The organism is Shewanella japonica, from assembly GCF_002075795.1.
In the GTDB taxonomy this organism is placed as follows: domain Bacteria; phylum Pseudomonadota; class Gammaproteobacteria; order Enterobacterales; family Shewanellaceae; genus Shewanella; species Shewanella japonica.
Map to the genome: position 1 here is coordinate 606,589 of NZ_CP020472.1, position 24,800 is coordinate 631,388.

Annotated in this window: 19 protein-coding genes; 9 read left to right on the forward strand and 10 right to left on the reverse strand. The window is 40.7% G+C overall.

Annotated elements, in window-relative coordinates:
* Window positions 1–114: 114 nt before the first annotated feature.
* The gene (locus tag SJ2017_RS02645; RefSeq protein WP_080914781.1) at window positions 115–945 is read left to right on the forward strand and encodes a sulfite exporter TauE/SafE family protein; all 831 of its coding nucleotides are present in this window, start codon (window positions 115–117) and stop codon (window positions 943–945) included.
* Between the two features lie 121 nt (window positions 946–1,066).
* Here SJ2017_RS02645 and SJ2017_RS02650 read toward each other — a convergent pair whose 3' ends face one another.
* Together SJ2017_RS02650 and SJ2017_RS02655 are read right to left on the reverse strand one after the other, a co-directional pair.
* The gene (locus SJ2017_RS02650; RefSeq protein WP_080914782.1) at window positions 1,067–2,116 is read right to left on the reverse strand and encodes a methionine synthase; all 1,050 of its coding nucleotides are present in this window, start codon (window positions 2,114–2,116) and stop codon (window positions 1,067–1,069) included.
* 63 nt (window positions 2,117–2,179) lie between these two features.
* Complete coding sequence (locus SJ2017_RS02655; protein WP_080914783.1) at window positions 2,180–3,157, reverse strand: DUF1852 domain-containing protein; 978 nt, start codon at window positions 3,155–3,157, stop codon at window positions 2,180–2,182.
* 411 nt (window positions 3,158–3,568) lie between these two features.
* On the opposite strand from SJ2017_RS02655, the gene SJ2017_RS02660 reads away from it, so the two are divergent.
* The gene (locus SJ2017_RS02660; protein ID WP_244899757.1) at window positions 3,569–4,015 is read left to right on the forward strand and encodes a hypothetical protein; all 447 of its coding nucleotides are present in this window, start codon (window positions 3,569–3,571) and stop codon (window positions 4,013–4,015) included.
* A gap of 177 nt (window positions 4,016–4,192) precedes the next feature.
* On the opposite strand, the gene SJ2017_RS02665 is transcribed toward SJ2017_RS02660, so the two are convergent.
* Both SJ2017_RS02665 and SJ2017_RS02670 read right to left on the reverse strand, forming a co-directional pair.
* On the reverse strand, window positions 4,193–4,708 hold the full coding sequence (locus SJ2017_RS02665) for a TlpA family protein disulfide reductase (RefSeq protein ID WP_080914784.1): 516 nt from the start codon (window positions 4,706–4,708) through the stop codon (window positions 4,193–4,195).
* A 62-nt stretch (window positions 4,709–4,770) separates the two neighbouring features.
* Window positions 4,771–9,273, reverse strand: a complete 4,503-nt coding sequence (locus SJ2017_RS02670; protein WP_080914785.1) for an Ig-like domain-containing protein — start codon at window positions 9,271–9,273, stop codon at window positions 4,771–4,773.
* 693 nt (window positions 9,274–9,966) lie between these two features.
* Between SJ2017_RS02670 and SJ2017_RS02675 the strand changes: the two genes are divergently transcribed.
* A complete protein-coding gene (locus SJ2017_RS02675) occupies window positions 9,967–10,332 on the forward strand; it encodes a hypothetical protein (protein ID WP_244899758.1) in 366 nt (121 codons plus the stop codon).
* 202 nt (window positions 10,333–10,534) lie between these two features.
* On the opposite strand, the gene SJ2017_RS02680 is transcribed toward SJ2017_RS02675, so the two are convergent.
* On the reverse strand, window positions 10,535–10,984 hold the full coding sequence (locus SJ2017_RS02680; RefSeq protein ID WP_080914787.1) for a YHS domain-containing (seleno)protein: 450 nt from the start codon (window positions 10,982–10,984) through the stop codon (window positions 10,535–10,537).
* A 235-nt stretch (window positions 10,985–11,219) separates the two neighbouring features.
* Entirely contained in the window at window positions 11,220–12,467 is a 1,248-nt protein-coding gene (gene nhaD, locus SJ2017_RS02685) for a sodium:proton antiporter NhaD (protein ID WP_080914788.1), read from the reverse strand.
* Between the two features lie 265 nt (window positions 12,468–12,732).
* On the opposite strand from nhaD, the gene SJ2017_RS21380 reads away from it, so the two are divergent.
* Window positions 12,733–12,888, forward strand: coding sequence for a hypothetical protein (locus tag SJ2017_RS21380; RefSeq protein WP_156003114.1), 156 nt, complete (start codon window positions 12,733–12,735; stop codon window positions 12,886–12,888).
* Between the two features lie 127 nt (window positions 12,889–13,015).
* Here SJ2017_RS21380 and SJ2017_RS02690 read toward each other — a convergent pair whose 3' ends face one another.
* The 3 genes from SJ2017_RS02690 to SJ2017_RS02700 form a co-directional block, all read right to left on the reverse strand.
* Window positions 13,016–13,468, reverse strand: a complete 453-nt coding sequence (locus tag SJ2017_RS02690; RefSeq protein WP_080914789.1) for a YHS domain-containing (seleno)protein — start codon at window positions 13,466–13,468, stop codon at window positions 13,016–13,018.
* A 142-nt stretch (window positions 13,469–13,610) separates the two neighbouring features.
* Entirely contained in the window at window positions 13,611–14,126 is a 516-nt protein-coding gene (locus SJ2017_RS02695; protein WP_080914790.1) for a TlpA family protein disulfide reductase, read from the reverse strand.
* Entirely contained in the window at window positions 14,101–16,218 is a 2,118-nt protein-coding gene (locus SJ2017_RS02700) for a TonB-dependent receptor plug domain-containing protein (RefSeq protein WP_080917363.1), read from the reverse strand. The genes SJ2017_RS02695 and SJ2017_RS02700 overlap by 26 nt, the downstream gene beginning before the upstream one ends.
* Before the next feature lie 534 nt (window positions 16,219–16,752).
* Between SJ2017_RS02700 and SJ2017_RS02705 the strand changes: the two genes are divergently transcribed.
* The 4 genes from SJ2017_RS02705 to SJ2017_RS02720 all read left to right on the forward strand — a co-directional run bounded on the left by SJ2017_RS02705 (window position 16,753) and on the right by SJ2017_RS02720 (window position 22,267).
* Window positions 16,753–18,465, forward strand: a complete 1,713-nt coding sequence (locus SJ2017_RS02705) for a sensor domain-containing diguanylate cyclase (RefSeq protein ID WP_167692881.1) — start codon at window positions 16,753–16,755, stop codon at window positions 18,463–18,465.
* 263 nt (window positions 18,466–18,728) lie between these two features.
* Window positions 18,729–19,895, forward strand: a complete 1,167-nt coding sequence (locus SJ2017_RS02710; protein ID WP_080914792.1) for a BamA/TamA family outer membrane protein — start codon at window positions 18,729–18,731, stop codon at window positions 19,893–19,895.
* Between the two features lie 54 nt (window positions 19,896–19,949).
* Entirely contained in the window at window positions 19,950–20,690 is a 741-nt protein-coding gene (locus tag SJ2017_RS02715) for a hypothetical protein (RefSeq protein ID WP_244899759.1), read from the forward strand.
* A gap of 407 nt (window positions 20,691–21,097) precedes the next feature.
* Entirely contained in the window at window positions 21,098–22,267 is a 1,170-nt protein-coding gene (locus SJ2017_RS02720) for an MFS transporter (protein WP_055022840.1), read from the forward strand.
* A gap of 70 nt (window positions 22,268–22,337) precedes the next feature.
* On the opposite strand, the gene SJ2017_RS02725 is transcribed toward SJ2017_RS02720, so the two are convergent.
* On the reverse strand, window positions 22,338–23,102 hold the full coding sequence (locus SJ2017_RS02725) for a TetR/AcrR family transcriptional regulator (RefSeq protein WP_080914793.1): 765 nt from the start codon (window positions 23,100–23,102) through the stop codon (window positions 22,338–22,340).
* Between the two features lie 188 nt (window positions 23,103–23,290).
* On the opposite strand from SJ2017_RS02725, the gene SJ2017_RS02730 reads away from it, so the two are divergent.
* Complete coding sequence (locus tag SJ2017_RS02730) at window positions 23,291–24,793, forward strand: flavocytochrome c (RefSeq protein WP_080914794.1); 1,503 nt, start codon at window positions 23,291–23,293, stop codon at window positions 24,791–24,793.
* Window positions 24,794–24,800: the final 7 nt, after the last annotated feature.

Below are 24,800 nucleotides of genomic sequence, written 5' to 3' on the forward strand. Positions count from 1 at the left end.
TTGCCCATGTTGAATTTCATTCATGTGTTGATGAATGCAATTCAATTCATCAATCAGCTGAGTTTATTTACAATTCATTTAATTAAAACAATAAACAAATAGAAGTTGCCATTAATGAATATCATTGAATTTATAACAGCGAATATAACAACCTTTTTAGCCTTGGTGGCCACAGGTATTTTCGCGGGAATTTTAGCGGGTTTGTTAGGTGTCGGCGGCGGGATTGTTATTGTGCCAGTGCTGTTTTTCTTGTTCCAAAGCTTTGGCGTATCAGCTGAGTCGGCGATGTTAGTTGCTACTGCCACTTCGCTTGCGACCATAGTGCCGACCTCGGTAAGTTCGATTCGTTCTCACAATCAAAAAGGCAATGTCGATTTTGAGCTGCTTAAACGGTGGGTTGGATTTATTCTGATTGGCGTGTTGTTGGGCAGTTGGTTGGTGACGCGTGTTGACGGTACGATACTGACGATGGTGTTTGGGGTTATTGCGACGCTATCAGCATTAAACATGTTATTGAGAACGGGAAAGGCAGCGCACTATCAACAATTACCCGGTAACGTTGGGCAAACGGTTATGGGCACTTCGATTGGCTTTTTCAGTTCAATGGTAGGCATTGGCGGCGGCACGATTTCGGTGCCATTACTGACGCTTTATAACTACCCAGCTCATAAGGCAGTAGGTACGGCTGCAGCGATTGGATTAATTATTTCGTTGCCTGCGGCGCTCACTATGTTGGTATTAGGCAGTACCCCAAGCGATGCGCCAGCTGGCACTTTGGGTTTGGTTAATCTGGTAGGGTTTATCTGCATTGTGCCGCTAACAGTATTATTTGCACCTGTTGGGACATCATTAGGGGCCAAGCTAGATGGAGCCAAGCTTAAGAAGGTTTTTGCTTGTGTATTACTGTTCACGGGTTTGCGGATGTTGGGGCAGCTTTTTCTGTAGTGTTTCTATTTTAGGCTCATTATTTAAACTTCTATTTATATTACTTAGTCGATTTAAAACAAAGTGCTCAGGTTGAGCACTTTGTTTTATTTATCCGCTTTAACTTACTTTAGTCACTTTTCTAGTTGTTGGCAGCAAGCTCTTGTCTAATCATTGCAGCGCCTTTGCTAAGAGCATTCAATTTTCCTCTTGCGACATCACGTGATAAAGGTGCCATGCCGCAGTTAGTACATGGGTACAGCTTGTCGGCATCCACATATTTGAGTGCTTCACGTAGGGTTGCTGCGACTTCTTCAGGTGTTTCGATGGTGTCGGTGGCGACATCAATTGCACCCACCATTACCTTTTTACCTCGTATTAGCTCAAGCAGTTCGATGGGCACATGGGAGTTATGACATTCTAGCGAGATAATATCGATAGTAGACTGCTGCAGTTTAGGAAAGGCCTGCTCATATTGGCGCCACTCTGTGCCTAAGGTCTTTTTCCAGTCTGTGTTGGCTTTAATGCCGTAGCCATAGCAAATATGCACCGCGGTTTCGCATTTTAGGCCTTCGATTGCTCGCTCTAAACACGCAATCCCCCATTCATTCACTTCGTCAAAAAACACGTTAAATGCAGGCTCATCAAATTGAATGATATCAACCCCTGCAGCTTCTAACTCTTTCGCCTCTTGGTTGAGTATCTTGGCAAACTCCCAAGCGAGTTTTTCACGGCTGTGGTAATGGTCGTCATAAAGGGTATCTATCATGGTCATTGGTCCAGGTAAGGCCCATTTAATGGTTTTATTGGTTTGCTGACGAAGAACTTTAGCGTCTTCAACAAAAACCGATTTAGGACGTGAAACAGCGCCCACGACAGTAGGCACGCTCGCATCATAACGGTCACGTATTTTAACCGTTTTTCGATTTTCAAAGTCAACGCCAGTTAAGTGCTCGATAAAGGTGGTCACAAAGTGTTGGCGGGTTTGCTCGCCATCACTGACGATATCAATCCCTGCTTGTTGCTGTTCATGCAATGACAAGCGCAGCGCATCGTGTTTACCATCAATTAATTCCTTGCCTTGTAATTTCCAAGGCGACCATAAGGCCTCAGGCTCTGCAAGCCATGACGGTTTCGGTAAGCTGCCCGCTGTTGATGTTGGCAATAGAGGTGTTTGTGTATTTGTTTTCATAATAATGCTGCTGTGCCTTAAATTTTTGCGTGTGTAGCTTAATGCCATCGCTAAAATGAGTACTCAAACTGCGTAATTCGCTGACCATTGTTCGAGTAATGATTGGTAAGGTTTGATGAAGTGTTCTTCTGCAAACTTGCCTTGTTTCACTGCTAACTTACTGCGCTCTTCTCGGTCATAAACAATTTGCGTGAGCGAGTGGTCTTGGTTTTTCAAATTAGGCTGATAGCAGTTTCCTGCCACCGCATTGGCATTATAAATTTCAGGTCGATAAATTTTTTGAAAGGTTTCCATTGTGCTGATGGTGCTAATTAATTCGAGGTTACTGTAATCATTCAGTAAATCGCCAAAAAAGTAGAACGCTAATGGTGCAACACTTTTAGGCGGCATAAAGTAGCGAACCTGTAAGCCCATTTTTTTGAAGTATTGCTCGGTTAACGATGACTCATTGGGTTGATACTCAAACCCCAATAATGGATGTTGATTACCCGTGCGCTGGTAGGTTTTGTTGTCTGACACACTCAGGCAAATAACCGGTGTTTTTTTGAAGTGCTGCTTATAGGTATCTGAGTTCACGAAATACTTAAACAATTTGCCATGCAGATCGCCAAAGGTATCAGGGATACTAAATTGACTTTGGCCTTTATTATGCTCAGACAGTAAGACGCTAAAGTCATAATCTCGCACGTAAGATGAAAAGTTATTGCCGACAATGCCTTCAATCCGTTCCTTGGTGTGATGATCCACAATATGGGTTTTCAATATCTCAATTGACGGGAATGCTTGATTATTTCCTTCAATTCTCATATCTACAGAAATGATTTCAAGTTCGACAGAATATCGATCACCTTTGGGGTTATCCCAATAGGCGAGGGCATTAAAACTGTTATCGATCATCGTCAATGCGTTTCGTAAGTTCTGCTGACGACTTTCACCTCTGGCTAAGTTGGCAAAGTTAGTGGTAATGCGAGTGCTGTCTGATGGCTGGTAGTTTTCATCAAGACAAATATTTTTAATCGAAAATGTAAAATCGTTACTCATGATCTGCTATCCCTTTTCGTAATAAACCCTGAACCTGTCGCTAATGCTTATTTGGCTTTCAAATCCTTTTGAAAGTGCTCCTGCGATTAGCCTTCATCTTTTTTGTAAGCCGAGTGTGTTTTATACGTGTTTAGGTAGATGATGAAAATTGATTAAATTTCCGCTGCAACATGAGCGTTGTTCATGTTGAGGGTGTCGAGAAAAGAACTTGGCTTAACTATAAGATTTTAAAGGTTTTAAGTTTTTTTTAGATATTTAGGTAAAGTGAGGTAAGGGCTGAATTTAGCGCTTTATGATGAATTAATTATGTTGTGGAGTGAGTTTCAATAGCTTAAAAATTAGTGCACTTAAAAATAAAGCGCTAAAGTTTTAAGCTAATTCTCAGATACGTTTATTACAATTCACACCTTATTGCGTATTTCACCCGTTAAAGAGGGACTTGTTATCAAGGATACAACTCAATCTAGTCAGTCAACTAAGTCTCGCAAGCCTTGGATTGTGTTAGGCGTCATTGCTGCCATTGTGATTTTAATAGCTGTGGTATTTAGTGTATTGCCGAAAGGCTTTAAAACCAGCCATGAAGATATTGGTTCTGGTAAACCTGTATTAGTGTTTGTTTACGACCCTAACCTTGCGGTAAGTAACAGTCAGACCGAGCAAATGAATACAGCTCGCGCGACGTTAGGTGATGAAGTGTCGTTTCTTATTGCACGAATTGGAACACCTGAAGGCGACCAGTTTATTGCTAAGTATCAAGCACGACCAGCTGAACTGTTAATGTTTGAACCTGCCGGCAGCTTGACTAAAAGACAGTACGCTTTAATGCAAGCCAACGAGATTATGCACTGGGTTAAGTAACCAAAGTTCAGGTTAAGTCGCTATTTTAGGCTGGTTACTATTAGGTGAATTAGGCTGGTTACTAATAGATGAGCATTGACTTTATAGTGCGAAATATAACAAAAGCATAGATATATAAAATGGGCAGAATGACATCATTCTGCCCATTTTATATTGGTAATGACTAGAACCCACATGCTACTCAAGTGCACATTCACCTTGGCTGAGCTCGTTGGTTAATTTACGTAGCATGGTTTCTGAGGTAAAACCGCGGCGTTTAGCCAGCACATTACCTTGGGTATCGAGCACTAAAGTGGTGGGGAACCCCTTAACACCGCCACTTTTACGGACGAACATTTTATTGCTTTGTTGTGATGGTATATCAGCTGAAAAATGATGTAATTCGCGTTTAAGTTGGCTTTTAGAGCCTTTATCGCCGATTAAAGTAAAGTGGACGCTATTGCCACATTCGCCTAATAGCTCGGTGATAATTTTGCCCTGATTTTTACACCAACTGCAATCAGGTTGAAAGTACATCAACACGGTAGGTTTTTCTGCATGGTAACTGACCGAGGATTGGCTGGTGCGTAAATCCTTTAACTGGATTTGCGCCACTGATAGTTCGTTGCTGTTTGTGCCTGCGCTAGCAGTGTTACTGACAACAAGTGTTGTCAGTAACACTAGGCAGTTAAAGCTTGCCTTCAACGCCAACATAAAACTCTCGACCGTGAAGTGGACCATAGATGTAAGCTACGTCGTAATCTTCACGGGTTAAATCATAACTCTGAAACACAAGATACTGAGCGATGGCCAACCGGATCAGAGGAAAAAATACTGCCGCTATGCATTGCCACGAGAATAAACTGTGAAATATTATAGGGAGTAGAACTCCAATAACCTTTATTTATCGCCCAACCATGAGTTGTATAAAGTGTGCTGTTTGGATAATCAAAATACAAAGCTCGTAACTCATCAGAGGTGGCTTGGCGCCAATTTGTTTTTGAGTTAAATGATACAGTATTTAAATCGTTGCAATATCGGGTGTGTTGCGAAGTTGAGTCGCCAAATTGTTGCATAAGGATAAAGGTGCCTACAGGGTCAAAAGTACCCGTTCCTTCAAATGTCCTGCTATAAGTTGTTCCTGTATTAGAGGCTCCTGACATTTTGGTATAGCCCATGGAGTTTAGTACCGCAAGGCTGGGTGTGTTGGTAAATTCTTTATCCTTAGCATCACTAGTTAATCCAATCAGTGTTTTTATGCAGACACCAGCAGCAGCTGCTAAATCTGCTCCACATACAGATACTTCATTGACTAGGCTTAAGTTTTCATTGGAAGATATACCATTTTGACTTGCGGTTATTTGAGCTAAACCACTGGAAACCGCTGTGGCAGTTCCGGATAGAATTGTTACTAAACTAGTATCACTACTGCTCCATGAAACTGTCGAATTGATATCTAAACTAGTACCATCAGTATAAGTCCCTTCCGCGGTATAAATAGTTGAACGACCTACTAATAATGTATTCGTGAGTGATGTTATCTGTATGCTCTGTAACGCTGCAGGAGTGACCAATAAATTTGCTGTATTAATGCTGAAGCCACTCAAGCTGGCACTTATGGTGGTATTGCCTTCAGCTAATGTTGCCGCAGAACCGCTCAAAATGGTAGCAACACTCGTATCGCTGCTGTTCCATGACACTGAAGAGGTTAAGTTCTGGGTGCTATTATCGGTATAAGTTCCAGTTGCAACAAAAGAGGTATTCAGTCCTTTCGCTAAACTTACTGAGGTTGGCGATAATTGCACACTGATTAACTCAGCTGGGGTTACTGTTAAGCTTGCTAAACTGCTGGTTATGCTATTTGAACTGGCACTTATATCAGTCATGCCCACATTAACCGTCGTGGCTGAGCCATCTAGAATGGTGGCGACATTGATATCACTGCTGTTCCAAGACACTGAAGCGGTGATATCTAAGGTGCTATTGTCGGTGTAAGTCCCCGTAGCAACATAATCGGTATTAATCCCTTTTGCTAAACTGATTGTTGCAGGTGTGATTTGAATACTGACCAACTCTTCAGTTGTTACTGTTAAGCTTGCGCTATTACTACTGATGCTATTTAATCTGGCACTTATACTGGCAATACCTTCGTTCACTGCCGTGGCTGAGCCATCTAAAATTGTAGCGACATTGGTATCACTACTGCTCCACGCTACCGAATTAGTGATGTTTTGTGTTGTGTTATCAGTGTAGGTTCCTATGGCCACATAATCGGTATTAATGCCTTTCGCTAAGCTGATTGTTGCAGGGGTGATTTGAATGCTGACTAACTCTTCAGCTGTCACTGTTAAAGTTGCGCTATTACTATTGATGCCATTTAAGCTGGCATTTATGGTGGTAATGCCCATATTAATCGTCGTAGTTGAGCCATTTAAAATGGTGGCGACATTGGTATCACTGCTGTTCCAAGACACTGAAGCGGTGATATCCAAGGTGCTATTGTCGGTGTAAGTCCCCATAGCCACATAATCGGTATTAATGCCTTTCGCTAAGCTGATTATTGCAGGGGTGATTTGAATGCTGGCTAACTCTTCAGCTGTCACTGTTAAAGTTGCGCTATTACTATTGATACCATTTAAGCTGGCACTTATACTGACAATACCTTCGTTAACTGTGGTTGCCAAGCCACTTAAAATAGTGGCAACATTGGTATCACTACTGCTCCATGACACTAAAGCTGTGATATCTAAGGTGCTATTATCGCTGTAAGTCCCCGTAGCCACATAATCGGTATTAATGCCTTTCGCTAAGCTGGTTATTGCAGGGGTGATTTGAATGCTGACTAGCTCTTCAGATGTCACTGTTAAGCTTGCAACATTACTGTTAATGCCACTCAAGTTGACACTTATGCTGGTCATTCCTTCACTAATTGTCGTGGCCACGCCACTTAAAATGGTGGCGACATTGGTATCACTACTACTCCAAGCTACCGAGGGAGTGATGTCTTGTGTTGTGTTATCAGTGTAGGTTCCAGTGGCGACATAACTGGTACTTGTGCCCTTAGCTAAACTGATTGTTGCAGGGGTGATTTGAATGCTGACTAACTCTTCAGTTGTTACTGTTAAGCTTGCGCTATTACTACTGATGCTATTTAAGCTGGCACTTATACTGACAATACCTTCGTTAACTGTGATTGCCACGCCACTTAAAATGGTGGCGACATTGGTATCACTACTACTCCAGGCTACCGAGGTCGTGATGTCTTGTGTTGTGTTATCAGTGTAGGTTCCAGTGGCGACATAACTGGTACTTGTCCCCTTAGCTAAACTGATTGTTGCAGGGGTGATTTGAATGCTGACTAACTCTTCAGTTGTTACTGTTAAGCTTGCGCTATTACTACTGATGCTATTTAAGCTGGCACTTATACTGACAATACCTTCTTTAACAGCCGTTGCAGAGCCACTTATAATAGTGGCTAAATCTGTATCACTACTACTCCAGGCTACCGAGGTCGTGATGTCTTGTGTTGTGTTATCAGTGTAGGTTCCTGTGGCGACATAACTGGTACTTGTGCCCTTAGCTAAACTGATTGTTGCTGGGGTGATTTGAATACTGACTAACTCTTCAGCTGTTACAGTTAAGCTTGCGCTATTACTGCTAATGCCATTTAAGCTGGCACTTATGCTGGCAATACCTTCTTTAACAGCCGTTGCAGAGCCACTTATAATAGTGGCTAAATCTGTATCACTACTACTCCAGGCTACCGAGGTCGTGATGTCTTGTGTTGTGTTATCAGTGTAGGTTCCTGTGGCGACATAACTGGTACTTGTGCCCTTAGCTAAACTGATTGTTGCTGGGGTGATTTGAATACTGACTAACTCTTCAGCTGTTACAGTTAAGCTTGCGCTATTACTGCTAATGCCATTTAAGCTGGCACTTATGCTGGCAATACCTTCTTTAACAGCCGTTGCAGAGCCACTTATAATAGTGGCTAAATCTGTATCACTACTACTCCAGGCTACCGAGGTCGTGATGTCTTGTGTTGTGTTATCAGTGTAGGTTCCAGTGGCGACATAACTGGTACTTGTGCCCTTAGCTAAGCTGATTGTTGCAGGGGTGATTTGAATACTGACTAACTCTGCATCGGTTACCGTTAGGGCTGCATCATTACTGGATATTTCATTTAACTTGGCAGTGATAGTGGTACTACCTACTGCAAAAGTCATGGCTGAGCCATTGATAATGGTTGCGATATCTGTATCAGTACTAGACCATGATACTGAGTCAGTAATATCTTGTGTACTACTGTCAGTATACGTTCCTTTAGCCACATAATTGCTAATCGTGCCTTTAGCGAGGCTTAACGTAGCAGGTGTCACTTGAATGTTGACTAATTCTGCGTCGGTTACTGTTAAGCTGGCACTATTGCTACTGATGCCATTGAAGTTGGCAATTATTATGGTGTTGCCTTTATTAATGCTTGTGGCTATGCCATCTGAAATGGTGACTATGTCGTTATTCGTGCTGCTCCATGATACCAATGAGGTGAGATCTTGAGTGCTGTTATCGGTGTATGTGCCAGTCGCAACATAAGTGGTATGAAGACCCCTAGCAATACTGATTACTGAAGGTGTAATTTGAATACTTTCTAATAGTGCATCTGTTACTTCTAATTGGACGGTATTACTGGTCAGGTTTTCGAAACTAACATTGATTTCAGTGTTTCCAGTTTGTAAGGTTGTGAGCTCCCCCTTATCAATATTAGCAATAGAGTCATCTGAAAGATTCCAGTTCACATCATTGGTAATGTTCAACATACTCAAATCAGAAAACGTCGCGATTGCTTGGAAAGATTGGCTTAGGCCAATTGGAAGGCTAGTCGATGCGGGGGTTAGCTGAATACTCGTAGAAACAGCTGGTGTGACCTCAATTAAGATATCATGACTAATAAGTTTGTTATAGCTTGCATGAATACTGGTGCTGCCGGTATTTAAGCCTGTAATTTTATTATCGACTATTTGTAATATATCCTGCGCACTGTTATGCCAAGTAACCAACTCTGAAACATTGACACTTTTACCGTTCGCAAAACTTAAAATAGCGACTGCAGTTCGACTAAACCCTTTAGGAATCTCGTTAGTAGAAACATCTCCTTCCATAGAGTCAATGTAAATACGTAAGCTGACAAATTCTTGATCGCTATCGTTATCAAGATAACAAGAAGACAGTAAAAGACAGCTTGATAAGCATAATAATGTCAGCAGCTTTTTGAGGAGCATCAGGGTTACTTCCTTGTCGTTTTTTTTAACAATAATCGAAAGGTATTCAATTAATCATAAATATTCATTGAACAGTTATTATAGCGACTATTATTGCTTTTAAAATGATGAAATGAGCTTTTGTAGCTAGAGAATAAGGCTGATTTTAGCGTTTTATTAGGCTTATATTGCGTGAGAGGGACAGTTGAGTTACTTAAAAATGAATTAATATCGTTTTGAGTAAAAAATAAACAAAAGTTTAAAGCTTTCTCTTATCAATATGTTTTCGGTTTAATAAACTGACTAATGACTCACTCCATTATCTTGGTGTTAGCAAAATGTTAGTGGCGACAGGGCGCAAAAATATCCTGAGGTTGTCGATATTCATTGGTTGCGACATCCATTAAAGCGAGTAATGAGTCAAATAGGTTGTCGTGTGAAAAGGATTGATTTTTAGCGATATTTCTTAAGCAGTGAGTATCTAAATTTTATTGATATGACAATATTTAACCTTTGTATCAAAATCTTTATAACTTTAGCTAGTTTTTAAGATAAACCTCAGTTTCGTTGTCTACAATGAGTCATATTTTATGTTTATCTCATAGATAAACAGTCATGAGTACATCGCCATCAATATTTGCAACGATATAAATTATTAAAGAAGGTATCGTTATCAAAGAGAATCACAATTCAAATCTGTCTCGTCGTAAGCCTTTGATTGTTTTAGGCGTAATTGCAGCCATAGCGATACTGTTTGCGGTGTTGTTCAATGTATTACCTAAGGGCTTTAAAACTAGCCACGAGGAGATTGGTTCAGGTATTCCTGTATTGGTGTTTGTTTACGATCATAACCTTGCAGTGAGTAACAGTCAGACCGAGCAAATGAATACAGCTCGCGCGACGTTAGGTGATGATGTGTCGTTTCTTATTGCACGAATCGGAACACCTGAAGGCGACCAGTTTATTGCTAAGTATCAAGCACGACCAGCTGAACTGTTAATGTTTGAATCTGCCGGCAGCTTGACTAAAAGACAGTACGCTTTAATGCAAGCCAACGAGATTATGCACTGGGTTAAGTAACCATAGTTCAGGTTAAGTCGCTATTTTAGGCTGGTTACTATTAGGTGAATTAGGCTGTTTACTAATAGGCGAACATTGACTTTACGGTGCAAGAGATAGCAAAAGTGTAGATATGTTAAAGGGGCAGAATGATATCATTCTGCCCCTTTTTATCTTGGTAATGATTAGATAATTACTAGGCTTGGTTATAACTGGTTTAGTGTTATTTTGTGGTTTTCTTTAGCCAATATTCGTCAGCTTCTTTAATAAATTGGTCTCTATTTTCTAGCCAATTCTCTCGCACGCTCAAGCTATAGTTCAAATACAGTTTGTCTTCAAAAACGGTAAAGGCTTGGGGGTCACTGCTGACCACAAAACCGCTGCTCATAGCATAAGCACAGTAACCACCATATTGCGGCATGTATCGGCCTGGTGACTGCTCAAATTGCTGTTGATGTTGCTTAGTGGAAAATAACCATTGCGAACCTTGGTACTCTGTTTGAAACTCTGCGTTACCTTTTACTGCCTTATTATCAGTAAAATAAGCCACCACATCATAACCTGTTACAGCATAACCTTGGTCGTTATAAATAGGTTTGTCACTCAAACTGGTGCAGCCGATCACAGTAAGTGACAGTAATAGCGGCAGCATTAAATTGATCAGTTTTCTCATCTCATTTCCTTTGAAGCTAACATATTTAAACTGCAACTTGTTATTAGTCAGTATTACAAACGGTTGGTTAAAATGTGTTAACTATAAATCTGTGGTTATTGAATGAGACCTAATGAATGAGAAAAACCTTTCAAGCAATATCATATATTGACGTTATTAACTCAAACGATTGTAAAGTGTAGTAAGGCGCATATAGCGCCTTTTTAGGTATTGGATATTGCGCAATAGTTTACTTCTAATTGTGTAGATGATTTGCTAAAAATAAGGTTAAGCCATAGCCTACGCTATAACACAGCAGCAAAGCGGGAACGAATTTAAGGTATGCCACAAAAGTCAGCTCTTGCACTTTGCTCATGGCAATAATTCCCGCCGCAGAGCCAATCACTAATAAAGAACCACCTACTCCGACAGAGTAAGTCAGCCCTAACCATTGGGCTGTACTTAAGGTTGGATCTGCTTTTAACAACGCAGCAGTTAGCGGTACGTTATCTAATACAGCAGAGCCAACCCCTACAAAAAAGTTCGAAACACCTGGGTCATACATTGAATAAACTTGAGTGAGCAAATCCAAGGTACCAATTTCTTTTAGCATGCCGACCAGTAGTAGGATACCTAAAAAAAACAACAAGGTGTCATACTCAACTTGGCGAATATATTCTAAAATCTGCACTTCTTCGTCTTTGGTTTTACTGCTCTTACCCACTAAAAACATAACCGATAATCCTGCTAAAAAGGTTAATACCGGTGGAATGGCAAACAACACATTAAGCACCATTGTAAGGAATATCGTCACAAGGAAAATCATGCCAATAACAATATCTATTGAATTGAATGATTGTTTGATAGGCGTAGTGCTGACTGTGCCTTTAGCATTTAAAGAGAATATTACTGATAGCAAAAGTACGCTGATGGTTGCTGGGATAAACAAGGCTAATAACTCTGAAATATGAACTTTTCCAGCTAAGAAAATCATCAAGGTGGTTACATCTCCTGTTATTAACGCTACTCCGCCGGAGTTCACGGCGAAAATAATCAACACAGCCATACGACAACGCATCTGGTCATCGAGATTAAAGGTGGTTAATAAGCCCAGTGAGACTAACGTTGCGGTGACATTGTCACAAAATGTTGAAAGTACAAGCGCGAATGCCCCCACTTGAAGCATCAACATTCTGACAGATACCTGTTGTGGAAATATCTTTTGTACTAGTACTTGGATCATGCCTTTGGCATTGAGGTAAGCTACAAAAGTCATTGTTGACATTAAAAACAGCCATAGCGTGGCTATTTCCAATAGATTTTCATTTAATTCTTCTGAGATTATCGCTGTTTGTTCGGGCGTTTGTGCTGCAATGAATAGCGTAATCCAAGAAACACAGCCTAAAAACAGTGTGGTTTTAGCCTTATTTATATGGGTAACTTCTTCAAAAATAATACTGAGTAAAGCGATAACGGCAAGGGTGAGCAGAAAGATTTCTAGCATAACGGCAATTCCAACGACTTGTTAATGACATAACGGTTTGTCACGAATTTAAGCTAGCTCAACTTTAAGATTCAATTAAGCTTTCTAGTGTGGGCGGATCACATCACATAATTGCTAGTTATGCAATCTAGCTCACTGATTTAGGCTGATTTAGGAAATATAAACTCCTGTTAACAAATTGAGCTTCGTCAATCATTGTTTGCAGCAGTTTTTACTACCTATTGTAACTCAGGGCTTTAATGCTTTGACTTGATGATGTGTCGTTTTGATTGCGAGAATAGGGACACCAGAGGGCGATCAATTTATTCGTAAATACCAAGCAAGACCTGCAGAGCTACTCATGTTTGAGCCCGCTGGTAGTTTGGTAAAAAGGCAATATGCCTTAATGCAATCCAATGAAATCATGCAGTGGATAAATTAGTGAAATAGCTAGTGCAATCGCTAAATCTCAACGCGTGATATTTCACAGCTTTAGTCATTAAAAAGGGTCGAATGGTTTCATTCGACCCTTTTTATATATTAACTAACAGTCATAACTTAATTGATATTCAATTTTTGGCGACTTTTTGCTGCCAATATCCATCGGCTTCTTGAATAAATTGCGCTTTATTTTCGAGCCAGTTTTCTCGCACACTTAAACTGTAGTTTAAATATAGTTTGTCTTGATACACAGTAAAAGTTTGTGGATCACTGCTGACAACAAAGCCACTGCTCATGGCGTAGGCGCAATAACCGCCGTATTGTGGAATGTAACGTTCGGGGGACTGTTCAAACTGTCGTTGATGTTGTTTAGTTGCAAACAACCACTGTGAGCCTTGGTATTCTGTTTGGAATGCTGTACTGCCTTTAACTGCTTTATTATCAGTAAAATACGCAACGACATCATAACCTGTAACCGCATAGCCTTGGTCGTTATAAATTGGCTTGTCACTCAAGCTAGTGCATCCCATCAGAGCCATGGATAAACCGAGTAATATTAAAAGGCGGTGTAATGTTCTCATCTTATTTCCTTTGATGTCCGTTGACTGATGACACTCACTGTTTAAGTCATTGGTAAATAAGACCCCGCAAACGAGAAAAACATTTCATTGTTGGGTATATCATGGAGGAGGTTATCTTTGGGAGTTTTAACGGCATCCCCTGTTATTGCAGGGCACATTCTCCTTGGCTGAGCTCATTTGTTAATTTGCGTAGCGTTGCTTCATCAGTAAAACCACGGCGTTTAGCCAGCACATGACCTTGAGTATCGAGCACTAAGGTGGTGGGGAACCCTTTAACACCGCCACTTTTACGGGCAAATAGTTGTGTGCTTTGCTGAGAGGGAATCGTTTCTGAAAAATGACGCAACTCTCGTTTGAGTTGTCTTTTAGAACCTTTATCTCCAACTAAAGTAAAGTGGACGCTGTTACCGCACTCACTGACTAGTTGAGTAATGATCTTGCCCTGCTTTTTGCACCAACTACAGTCAGGTTGAAAGAACATCAATACGGTGGGCTTTTGTGAGTGATAACTGACGGATGACTGACTGGTACGTAAATCCTTTAGCTGGATTTGCGCCACAGACAGTTCAGTGCTGTTGTTACCTGCACTGGCAGTGCTACTAACAGCTAACGCTGTCAGTAGCACTAGGCTGTTAAAGCTTGCCTTCAATGCCAACATAGAATTCACGACCGTGAAGTGGACCATATATGTAAGCAACGTCATAGCCGCCATCAGCATCATAAAACAGTGGTGATTCCCCTTCTTCAATTTGGGTATAGTTAAAGATATTTGATAAGCCGCCGTAGACTTTGATTTGGTCTGTTAGGCTGTACTGTACTTTTACATCAGATACTGTAAAGGCAGGTGCATCTTGGCTTTTAAGCGAGCTAGGGTCACCTTTGATGTCATAACCTTCGTAACCGTAATCGGTTAAGTCACGCTCGCCAAACCATGTGGTATTCCAAAATACGGTGAAATCGTCAGTTTTCCACTCAAGCTCAATACCTGCACGGGTTTCAACCGGAGCAATTGAGTATGAAGAGCGAAATACGTCGTTATAATCAAAGTATTCAGCACTGGCATTAATGGTAAGCTCATCAGTTAGGCTGTAACCCGCCACGATGTCGACTGTAGTGACTGATGCATCTTCATCAAGCTGAGTCAGAATTGGTACACCGTCGTCAGTTTCTTGCAGTGATGCTAAGTTTTGCACGTTTGAATGCGCGACTGAGAAGGTTCCCGTTAATGTGCCAGCATCATAGCTTAAGGCATAGTTAGCTGATAACGATTCTTCTAATGAATCGACGTCAATCAGGTAGCCTTTTTCAGAGTCTAGAATACCGTGGTCAGTTTCAAAGAATGATAATGGCGCGCGGTAGCCTCGACCTGCAGATAAGCGAGAAGTCCATGTGTCACTGTGGAAATAACGCATGTCGACACGAGGGGCGATAAAGGTTTCGTCGATTTCAGTGCCAGGTTTTTTGTCATCAACAAAATCAGCGGTCACTTTGTCTACCCGAAGTGCCATCGCGATTTCAATATCGTCAGTAGGAGTCCATGTATCTTGAATGAATACGCCTTTAACATCGTAATCAAATGAGTCACTGACATAAGCTTCAACGTCTTGCAGCGCATCGGTATGCGAGCGCATTTCTTCGGTGCGAATATCTGCGCCGTAGGTTAAAAAGTGATTGTCGGTCAGTTCTGTATCAAACTTAGCTCGGGCATAGTACATGGTGTCTTTTGCACGGTAATCAATGCCTTCATAAAAAGAGTCTTGCTCGTGTCTTGCATAGCTTACGGCAAACTCAGAGGTGGTGTAATCGGTTAGTTCGCTTAACCATTTAATGTAGGCTTCGTCACGGTTGGTTTCAATCCACTCAGTGGTTTCCCACGCTTTACCTATGTACTCATTACGGACATCATCACCAACAAATAAGCTATCAGACTCTACGCCATCATAGCTGCTGATCGCCTCTTGAATAGAGCCAACATTGTCGCCAATCACAGGGCCACCAAAGATCTCGCTCCGCACTTTTGCTACACGCAGGTGAATGTTATTGGTGTCGTTTAAATCATGGCTGACTAACGAACTGACGGTATAGTTCTCTTGGAAAGGCGCTTCACTAACACCATTATCATCATGATCTTCCTGATCTTGTTTATCATATTGGCCGATTAAGGTGATACCCGTTTTGCCGTCATCTGAAATTCCTGTTGCCATTCCTTTCATTGCGGTGAAGTCATGTGATCCCTTAGCGATATCAACAGACACTTCGTTTTCGTAGGCTTGTTTAGTGACAACGTTTACGGTTCCGCCAATCGCTTCTGGGGCAATCAAGGAAGCGCCTGCGCCACGTGCAATTTCGATACGGTCAACACCCGTGGTTGAAATCGCATCAACCGCATAGTAACCAGAAATCATAGTATGTGTTGGTAGGCCATCTACTAAAATTGTCGTATGTTCGCCTTTCATACCATTGAGCATGATGCGCTTAACACCACACATTGAACATTCATTTGAAACATTCACGCCGGGTTCATTATTGATTGCATCAGTTAAACTCAAGGCGTTTTTGTTTTGAATCATCAGTTCATCCAACACTTCTGTTTTTTGAATGACATCTTTCAAACGACCATCTTGCTGTAATTTTTGACGCACACCTCTGACTTCAATTTTCTCGATTTCATCATCGGTGGCTGTGGTCTCAGCTTGAGCCGAAAAGGTCAGTGCGCTGAGTATTGCTGCGGCTAAAATTGAATGCTTCATATTGTCAACTTTTGTGATTGTTAGTGTATGTAAATGTTGCTTTCGTGCTGCACTTGTTAAGCTTGTTGCAATTTTATGACGTAGATAAAGCTGATACAAATGATAATGATTAGCATTTGCTCTAATTGTGGGCTGGTGCACAAAGGTGTGAATTACTTGGTTTTATAGATGATCTAGATCAATAAATGTTGTGATTCATTTTGCTGTGTTTGGTGTGTAAATGACATATATCAGCTAAAAGTGGAGGCGTTTGCGATTTAATAAACTGCCAAGGATGTTAATTTTAGTATTTCCTTTATCATGTTTTTGGGCATGAAAAATGCCATTTAAAAGCTGTAATCACTTTTCCCTACATGATTAGAACGGCTTGTTCTTCAATTGAAACAAGCATCTATCGAAGATTTATTGCTTCAGTGTTATTATCAAAAAAATAACAACTATATATCATTTGTTTTTATGCTTGAGCTGAGTGTATGGAATAAAACATTTTCAAAGAAAGCGGCGTGTGTTGGTTTCCAACATATGAGGCTGGTGATGATACTTTTTTACTCAGTCATGTCATTATTCATCAGCTTTACACTGCACGCAGACACAATTGAGATCCCTAGCTTTAGTAAAGGCAGTGTTGGTAAACATGCGGCATATTTTCGTGAACGTGACGGTAAGCTTTCTTTAACAGAAGCGCGTCAACAATTTCAAACAACTGAACTTTCTCTTGGTTCAAGTAACTCTATTTCTTTGGGCATTGGCGTTGATCCTGTGTGGATGTCAGTCAAGGTCAATAATGTCGCTAATACAAGCCAAGACTATCGCTTATCAGTAGAAACGCCATGGATTGATTATATTGATACTTGGCTGATTAAAGATGGGCAGGTAATCAAACATATTGCTGGTGGCGATGCTTTTAGTTTCGATACTAGGCCAATGCAGTATCGCTTTTACGCTTTCGAACATGCCTATTTACCTGGCGTCACTGACATTATTATGCGGGTTGAAACGAAAGGTCCAATGGCGCTACCTGTGCAATTTAATAGTGTAGAAAATGCGATAAATCGCGACATTGTCAGTGGTTATCAGTATGGCGCGTTATACGGAATTATGGTGGCGCTAGCATTATATAATATAGTGCTATTTGTGTTTATTCGTCAGCGTGAATATGGCTTATATGGTTTGTACCTGTTGGGCTTTGTTTTAAATAGCTTGTCTTATACTGGTCAGTTGCACACGATTATTACCTATGATTTTGGGCCTTATTTCCAAGATTGGCTCGATATCTTTTTAATGATCACTTATAGCGTTGCAGGGTTACATTTTGCAAGATCGCTACTGCACACCAAAGAATATGCACCAAGATTAGATAAATTTGTATTGCGTACAACGCTGTATATTCCGCTAGGGATGTTAATTGGCTTTGTATTTAACCAACTATTTTTTTCGATGGTGTTGGCATTTATCTTAAACACCTGTTTTGTCATGTTATTTATCGCCATGGGGGTAAAAGCATTGCAAGCACAAAAGCCATTTGCGGTTCTTTTCATTTTATCTTCGGTGACTGCCGCGGTGTGTATAACCATTTCAACACTCGCTGTTGCAGGCGTGTTAGTGCCTTATAACGATTACACGTTTAAAGCGATTGAAGTGGGTATGGCATTCGAAGCAATTTTACTGGCATCCATTTTGGCAAGGCAGTTTAGAATAGCGCAAATTGACAAGTTGATAGCTGAAAAATATGCCCGCACGGATCCATTGACTGAACTGAATAATCGACGTGGTTTTAAAGTGCTTACAGAGTTAACTTGGCCAAACATTGTCGATACTCAACGTAATATCTCAGTTGCTCTCATTGATATTGATTTCTTTAAAAAAGTAAATGATGAGTATGGGCATAGTAAAGGCGATGAAGTATTAAAAAAAGTGGCGAAAGCCATTGCTGAAACATCAAGAGAAGGCGATATCTCAGCCCGCTGGGGAGGTGAGGAGTTTATTGTATTTTTACCTGATACCACACGAGATGGCGCTATTATGCATGCAGAAAGAATACGTGAGGCTATTGAGGCCATTTCATTTACGGGAATTGATTGCGAATTAATGTTAACTGCAAGTATTGGTGTTGCTGGTAGCGTCGCTGCTCGATTTGAGGATGAATCAATTAATCACGACACCCTTGAGGTTATGATAAAAAATGCCGATAGGGCACTTTATATTGCAAAGCAAGATGGTAAAAACCAAGTTAGAGTGGTGAGTTAATGGTCACCTCTGTCATTCCGATTAAGTTCATTGATGAATTCTTAAACTTATAAATCAAACTCTTACCCTAATGATGAAGTTCAGCACACCTCAGTGCTAGGTCAATCTTCATATTGAAACGCCTTAATATAAAATGTAAGCGCATTAAATTAATACCTAAGTTACAACAAAATTAATTGTTGAAAATTTTTGTAATGGTAGAATGCGCCCCACGAGCCACATGGCAATTTTCCCGATATTTTTCACTTCACATTAGAGCCGCTATGAAACGGATTTTATTACTCACTTTATTGGCATTTTCGAGTGCTACTCTTGCTGTTGAGCCATTAATCGATACACCAGAAGACATGGAGCCGACTTGGGTCGATGATATCTTGTCGATATTTGGTGCTGATGGTGAGTTTGATGACAGTAAACCCATCGATATGAGTTATCTGCCTACGGCTTATTACACACCAGAAAAGAAGTTTGGTGTGGGGTTACTCATGGTCGGGTTATATAAAACTGAAGGGGCAGCCGCAGATGAACAGCCTTCATCATTGGTATTGAATTCATTTGTGTCGATGAACAACTCTTATGGTATTGAAGCTGAAAACATGACGTTTTTTAATGGCGGTAAGCAGCGCTTACTGTTAGACGTCGAATTATATAATGAAGCGGCGGTGTATTATGGCAAAGGAATTGATGATGGTAATCTAGACATTAATCATCATGAATATGAAGAACAGCTTTATAGCTTTAAACCTCGCTGGATGACTGAGGTTGCCGATAATTACTTTCTAGGTATAGGTGCAGATTTTACTTATGCAAGTGCCGATAAATTAGAATATGTTGAAACAGGTGAGCCTGTCGACGAAAGCACGATTTTACCAAGTAACTTTAGTTCTGGTGTTGTCGTCACTAGTATTTATGACTCACGAGATTATCGATTAAACGCCACCAAAGGGTGGTTGTTTCAAGTTGATGCTGGTGTATACCAAAACAGTGAGTATTCGACGTTTTCAACTTACAATGTCGAGCTAGCAAACTACATCGATTTAAGCTCAACGTCTATGTTAAGTAATGCGCCTGGATTAATTGCTTGGCAAGTTCAAGGTCATTTTACTAGTGGTGACGTACCGTGGAATGCATTACCTGATTTAGGTGGCTCAAGTGCTATGCGTGGTTTTATTAAAGGCCGTTATAGAGATGAGCAAATGATGATGGGCCAAGTTGAGTATCGTTTACCGATATTTCAGCGCTATGGCATGGTATTTTGGGGCGCGGTTGGCAGTGTAGCTCCTTCAGTGAGTGACTTAACTGATGAGTTATTAGCCTCTTACGGCACAGGCTTTCGCTTTAAAATTAAAGACAATATCAACTTACGATTTGATGTGGGTGTAGGCGAAAACGAAACTAACTTCTACCTTAATGTGAATGAAGTTTTTTAATCTACATCACTCAAGTTGTATGTTTGAGCACGATAGTAAAATAGTAGAGAAGTAATGAGCGTATTAAAACTGACAATAGCGGTAAAATTAGTGCTGGTGGTTATCTTGTTTCCACTTTGTACCAATGCATCTGAACAGGATGCTACTGTCGAAAGTCAGTGTAGTCGTACTTCTCACTATGATATTTATTTGAGTGGCATTCACACTGGCACCATGAAAAGAACCGAAACATGGCAAGGCCAGTCGGCTGTGGTTACCTCCACAAGTAAAGCCAGTATTTTAGGGATCGGCACTCAATACGATCAGCGCGCTGAGCTGTCTTGGTCGAATACCCGTGATGAATGGATAACCGATAATTTTCATCAATTAGTGACAGGCTTTCGCGCTCGGGATATGAAGGTGTCATTTAGCCATGATGGGCTTGCATCCGAGGTCGATATAGATGGTGAAAAAGATCGTTATACATCTACCGAAATCCCCCTTCGAGATGTCGATACGCTAGCCATTCAAATGCGTCAATTATTACTCCAAGGTCGAACTCAATTCGCCTTAGTTAGGCAAGCATCTGATGCAATTGAGCCTTATCAACTGTATGTCAAAAAGCCTGTTTCCGAACAGATTGAACCATGGGGAGAAATGACCTTAATCCCTGTTGAGCAGTCTGGTGCAGAGGAAGTCACGTATTTCTTCGCCCCAGAAATGGACTACCAACTTGTTAAAGCACGCTATCACGGCATTATTTTAAAAGGCCTAATTGAGCTTAATCATTACCATTCTACTTGTGATAAACAATAACGGAAATTTAAGTGAATAGTTTAATCTTGTCATTATTATCCAATACATTAGTATAGGTAAGCTAAAGGTCTATAACTGGTGCTTTAATTTTGCTTTGTGGCTTTTTTTAGCTTATAAATATATTTTTTATTCATATATCTCCCTCCTTTTTTATTTGATGAAAGGTCTTTCCCTTTAAACTATTGCACTTGCTAGTGCGATTTTACTAGCGTGTTTTACGTACCAAAACATGATCTATATTCCATTTTTGAAGCATTTTTAACCATTTTTGATTTTGGAAACAAAAATAGCTTTACTTGTTATTGCTTCAAGAATACATTCGCCGAAAATAGTCTAAGGGTGATTTTGCCCTTTTAGCCGACAAGCACGATTTAACCCTTCAAAACCTTTCATTAAGTAGTACTAAATTGACGATAATCACGCATGATAATGTTGAAAATAACATTGTTACCCCTGTAGTTGGTTTAACTTTTTTCGCGGTGGCTTCAGGCTTTTTAATGAGCCTAATTCCTTTATCTGTGACCCATTTTGATATCGATTTATCATTAATACCTTGGCTCGCCAGTGTGTTTTATTTTGGTCTATTGGTTGGTGCTACCTGTATTCAACGAGTGATTAAACGACTTGGACATAGGCGATCTTTCATCTCTTTTTTGACTCTGGTGGCGCTGACTGTTGTTGTTATGATATTGGTGCCACATCAAGTGACTTGGTTAGTCGCTCGTTTTGTTGCTGGCATGGCAGTAGCAGGTGTATTTGTAGTCGTAGAGTCTTGGTTGTTAATGGCAAATTGCTCTAAGCAACGTGCTAAGCGGTTAGGGCTATACATGGCGGCTTTGTATGGCGGTAGTGCTGTAGGCCAGTTAGCTATTTCAGTGTTTGGAACCGACGGAATACAGCCATATTTGTGTGTATTGTTACTCTTGTTTATGGCGACATTGGCTCCCATTCTGATTCGTTCTGGCCAGCCCCATAGTCACGATCAACAAAGTATTAGCCGCAAAGAAATCCGTCATATCAACCGACCAGCGATTATTGGCTGTATGGTGTCAGGGTTATTGCTTGGTCCAATTTATGGATTAATGCCATCATATTTAACGCATATCAGTGTTTTTGCAGAGCACACAGGACTGCTAATGGCGAGCATCATTATGGGGGGCATGTTAGTGCAACCCATTGCCAGTGCGATGTCGACTCGAATGAGCAAAAGCTTATTAATGGCGATATTTTGCATGCTAGGTTGTTTAGCGGTTATGGGCGTACTTGAGTCTTCCACGTTAGTAATGATGGGGTTTAGTTTATTGCTATTAGGCGCGAGTAGTTTCGCGCTCTACCCCATCGCCATCACATTGGCATGTGATCATTTACCGACTGAAAAAATGGTATCGGCTACAGAAATGATGCTGCTGTGCTATAGCGTGGGTTCTGTTTTAGGTCCGCTGTTAGCCACAACATTTACCGAAGTCGGAAATGGCTTGATCATGTACCTAGGTGTTTGCTTAATAACAACCTGTATTTATATGTTGATGAAAAGCGCTGAAACCATTTCGTCAGGCCAAAAGCCCATTGCAGGGTAGTTAAAGTAAAGTAACATAGCAGCTATGAGCTAGCTGCTGTGTTCATAATATAAAGCTTAGCTTTTTATACTTATTGCATACTTTTACAATTTTGGCTTTTCCCTGTCGCAAGACAGGTTTCACAAGTTCTATTTTTACCCTGACCATAATCTAAAAATTGACTGATCCGCATTGCTAAACTTTCCATCATTTCTTGTGTAATGGGTTGATTCCAATTGTAGCGGTTCATGATACGGCTGATATGTCGAAAGCATGTCGCATCATCTGCTGTTAGATAGCAATCTTCCATTAGGCCGCTTTGATAAGAAGAAGTGGCGCCAGCTAGAAAAAAATACATCTCTTGTGTTAACTCTTTTAATTCAAGTTCATTTGCCGATAACTTACCTGCGGCAACCGCGTCATCTAATGGGTTTCTAATACAACTCCAAAATAAGTTTACTCGGTTCTTTAGAATACTAATTTTATCTGGGCTGGCTAACTGCCAAAACATACTGTTAATTGAAACTAATCTAAGAATATTAAATATCGGGCTTCTTTTAATTAATTCAAATGTAAATAACAGTGACAGTACCGCTCGTTCATTTATTGATAACTGCGGATTCTCTTTAATAAAGTCTGGTATTCTAGTTGATGCAGTATTTCTTAAAAATAAACAAACTAATATATCTTCTTTGGACTCAAAATACTTATATAAGGTATTTGTCGAACAGCCTGAATCCTTTGCTATTTGAGCAAATCTAAATGAAACAACACCTTGATTTTTAATTGATATTTCGGCTTGATTTAAAATTTGATTACATCGGATTATGTCGATATTACTAGCTGGACATATCATTTTATAATACCTAGATAAGTGTTATTTAATCAATTTTAAACATGGTGTTTATTATTAATACTTAAAAAAACATTTTTCTTGAACAACTACACAAAAATAATTCTTTGCAAATATAAAGTGTGACTTTACGCATATTTGAGTGTGTTTTTAAAGCATATTGTTACCCCAAGTTCACTGGAGGTTACGATATGCAAACAAGACGTTCATTTTTAAAGTTTGGTGCAAGCGCTGCTGCCGTTGGGGCATTATCCCCAGTTGCCGCTCATGCAAGCTCAGGTGATATTCATTGGGATGAATCTCATGAAATAGTCATTGTCGGTTCTGGATTTGCAGGCTTAGCTGCGGCAGTTGAAGCTGGCAAATTAGGGGCAAAGGATATAGTTATTTTTGAAAAGCTAGGTGTTTACGGTGGTAACTCAACACTGAACGCCGGCCAAGCCTGTTTTGCAAATACCGATTTACAAAAAAAGTTAGGTATTAAAGATAGTGTAGACCTGATGGTTCAAGATCAGTTAAAAGCGGGTCGAGGTTATGCGAGTGAAGAACTGCTAAGGCACAGTGCGGAACTTGGTCCTTATGTTTATCAACTCACTAAAGATTGTGGTTGTGTTTATCGAGATCACATCATCAATACAGGTGGTACGAGTGCAACTCGGAGCCATCAAGTTATCGAACGTAGCGGTGCAGGTTTTATTCGACCAATGCTAAAGACGGCTCGCAGCTACGGCGTTAAAACTAAAATTCGCCATAAGTTTGAACACCTTATTACTGCCAAAGACGGCACTGTATTAGGTATTCAAGTGCGCAAAGGCTATCACTTCGGCCACGAACACTCTGGTCAGCTCATTAATGTAAAGGCGGAAAAAGGCGTGCTAATTGCCACAGGTGGTTTTGGTGCAAACGTTTCATTCCGTAAAGCATTAGATCCTAACTTAGGTGAGGAAGTTGGTTGTACCAATGCCCGTGGTGCCACTGGAGATGGCTTAGTTGCCATGCTTTCTGAAGGCGCAATGCCTGTTCATTTAAGCTTTATTCAATCTGGTCCATGGGCATCACCTGACGAAGGTGGCTTTGGCTATGGCGCAGGCTTCTCTTTATATAACTTCCCTCATTCTATTGCGATTGATCGTAACACTGGTGAGCGTTTCATGAATGAAACTGCTGATCGTAAAACGCGCGCCGATTTGGAGGTTCAGCGTCGAGATAAAGATGGTAATCCAAACCCTGCTTTACTTATTGCCCCTAAACATGAGGCGCAAAAAGACCCATCAATGGAAAACGTGCTCAAGTACAACGTTGCTTGGGAGTTTGACAGTGTTGAAGCCATTGCAAAACATTTTGACTTACCACTTAACCCGTTAAAAAAGCAGGTTGATGACTGGAATAGCTTCGTTAAAACAGGTGAAGACACACAGTTTGGCAAGCGGATGAACATGAGCACAGGCATTTACCTCACTGCGCCGTTTATTGTGCAGCGTTTATGGCCAAAAGTGCATTACTGCCAAGGTGGTATTCAAATCAACACTAAAGCAGAGGTTATTGCAGCTAAAAACGGTCAACCGATTAAAAACTTATACGCCGCAGGCGAAGTCTCAGGCGGTGTACATGGCGTTAGCCGGTTAGGAGGTTGTGCGACCCCAGAATGTATGGCGTTTGGTGTCACTGCAGCACGTTCAATGATGAAAGCTTAAGGAATTC

Excerpts from the sequence above, each read along its gene's own strand:
- SJ2017_RS02715 (WP_244899759.1), top strand. The coding sequence starts at position 19,950 with ATGAGCGTATTAAAACTGACAATAGCGGTAAAATTAGTGCTGGTGGTT.
- SJ2017_RS02650 (WP_080914782.1), bottom strand. The coding sequence starts at position 2,116 with ATGAAAACAAATACACAAACACCTCTATTGCCAACATCAACAGCGGGC.
- nhaD (WP_080914788.1), bottom strand. The coding sequence starts at position 12,467 with ATGCTAGAAATCTTTCTGCTCACCCTTGCCGTTATCGCTTTACTCAGT.
- SJ2017_RS02725 (WP_080914793.1), bottom strand. The coding sequence starts at position 23,102 with ATGATATGTCCAGCTAGTAATATCGACATAATCCGATGTAATCAAATT.
- SJ2017_RS02665 (WP_080914784.1), bottom strand. The coding sequence starts at position 4,708 with ATGTTGGCGTTGAAGGCAAGCTTTAACTGCCTAGTGTTACTGACAACA.
- SJ2017_RS02730 (WP_080914794.1), top strand. The coding sequence starts at position 23,291 with ATGCAAACAAGACGTTCATTTTTAAAGTTTGGTGCAAGCGCTGCTGCC.
- SJ2017_RS02705 (WP_167692881.1), top strand. The coding sequence starts at position 16,753 with ATGATACTTTTTTACTCAGTCATGTCATTATTCATCAGCTTTACACTG.
- SJ2017_RS02700 (WP_080917363.1), bottom strand. The coding sequence starts at position 16,218 with ATGAAGCATTCAATTTTAGCCGCAGCAATACTCAGCGCACTGACCTTT.
- SJ2017_RS02645 (WP_080914781.1), top strand. The coding sequence starts at position 115 with ATGAATATCATTGAATTTATAACAGCGAATATAACAACCTTTTTAGCC.
- SJ2017_RS02670 (WP_080914785.1), bottom strand. The coding sequence starts at position 9,273 with ATGCTCCTCAAAAAGCTGCTGACATTATTATGCTTATCAAGCTGTCTT.
- SJ2017_RS02655 (WP_080914783.1), bottom strand. The coding sequence starts at position 3,157 with ATGAGTAACGATTTTACATTTTCGATTAAAAATATTTGTCTTGATGAA.
- SJ2017_RS02695 (WP_080914790.1), bottom strand. The coding sequence starts at position 14,126 with ATGTTGGCATTGAAGGCAAGCTTTAACAGCCTAGTGCTACTGACAGCG.
- SJ2017_RS02690 (WP_080914789.1), bottom strand. The coding sequence starts at position 13,468 with ATGAGAACATTACACCGCCTTTTAATATTACTCGGTTTATCCATGGCT.
- SJ2017_RS02710 (WP_080914792.1), top strand. The coding sequence starts at position 18,729 with ATGAAACGGATTTTATTACTCACTTTATTGGCATTTTCGAGTGCTACT.
- SJ2017_RS02680 (WP_080914787.1), bottom strand. The coding sequence starts at position 10,984 with ATGAGAAAACTGATCAATTTAATGCTGCCGCTATTACTGTCACTTACT.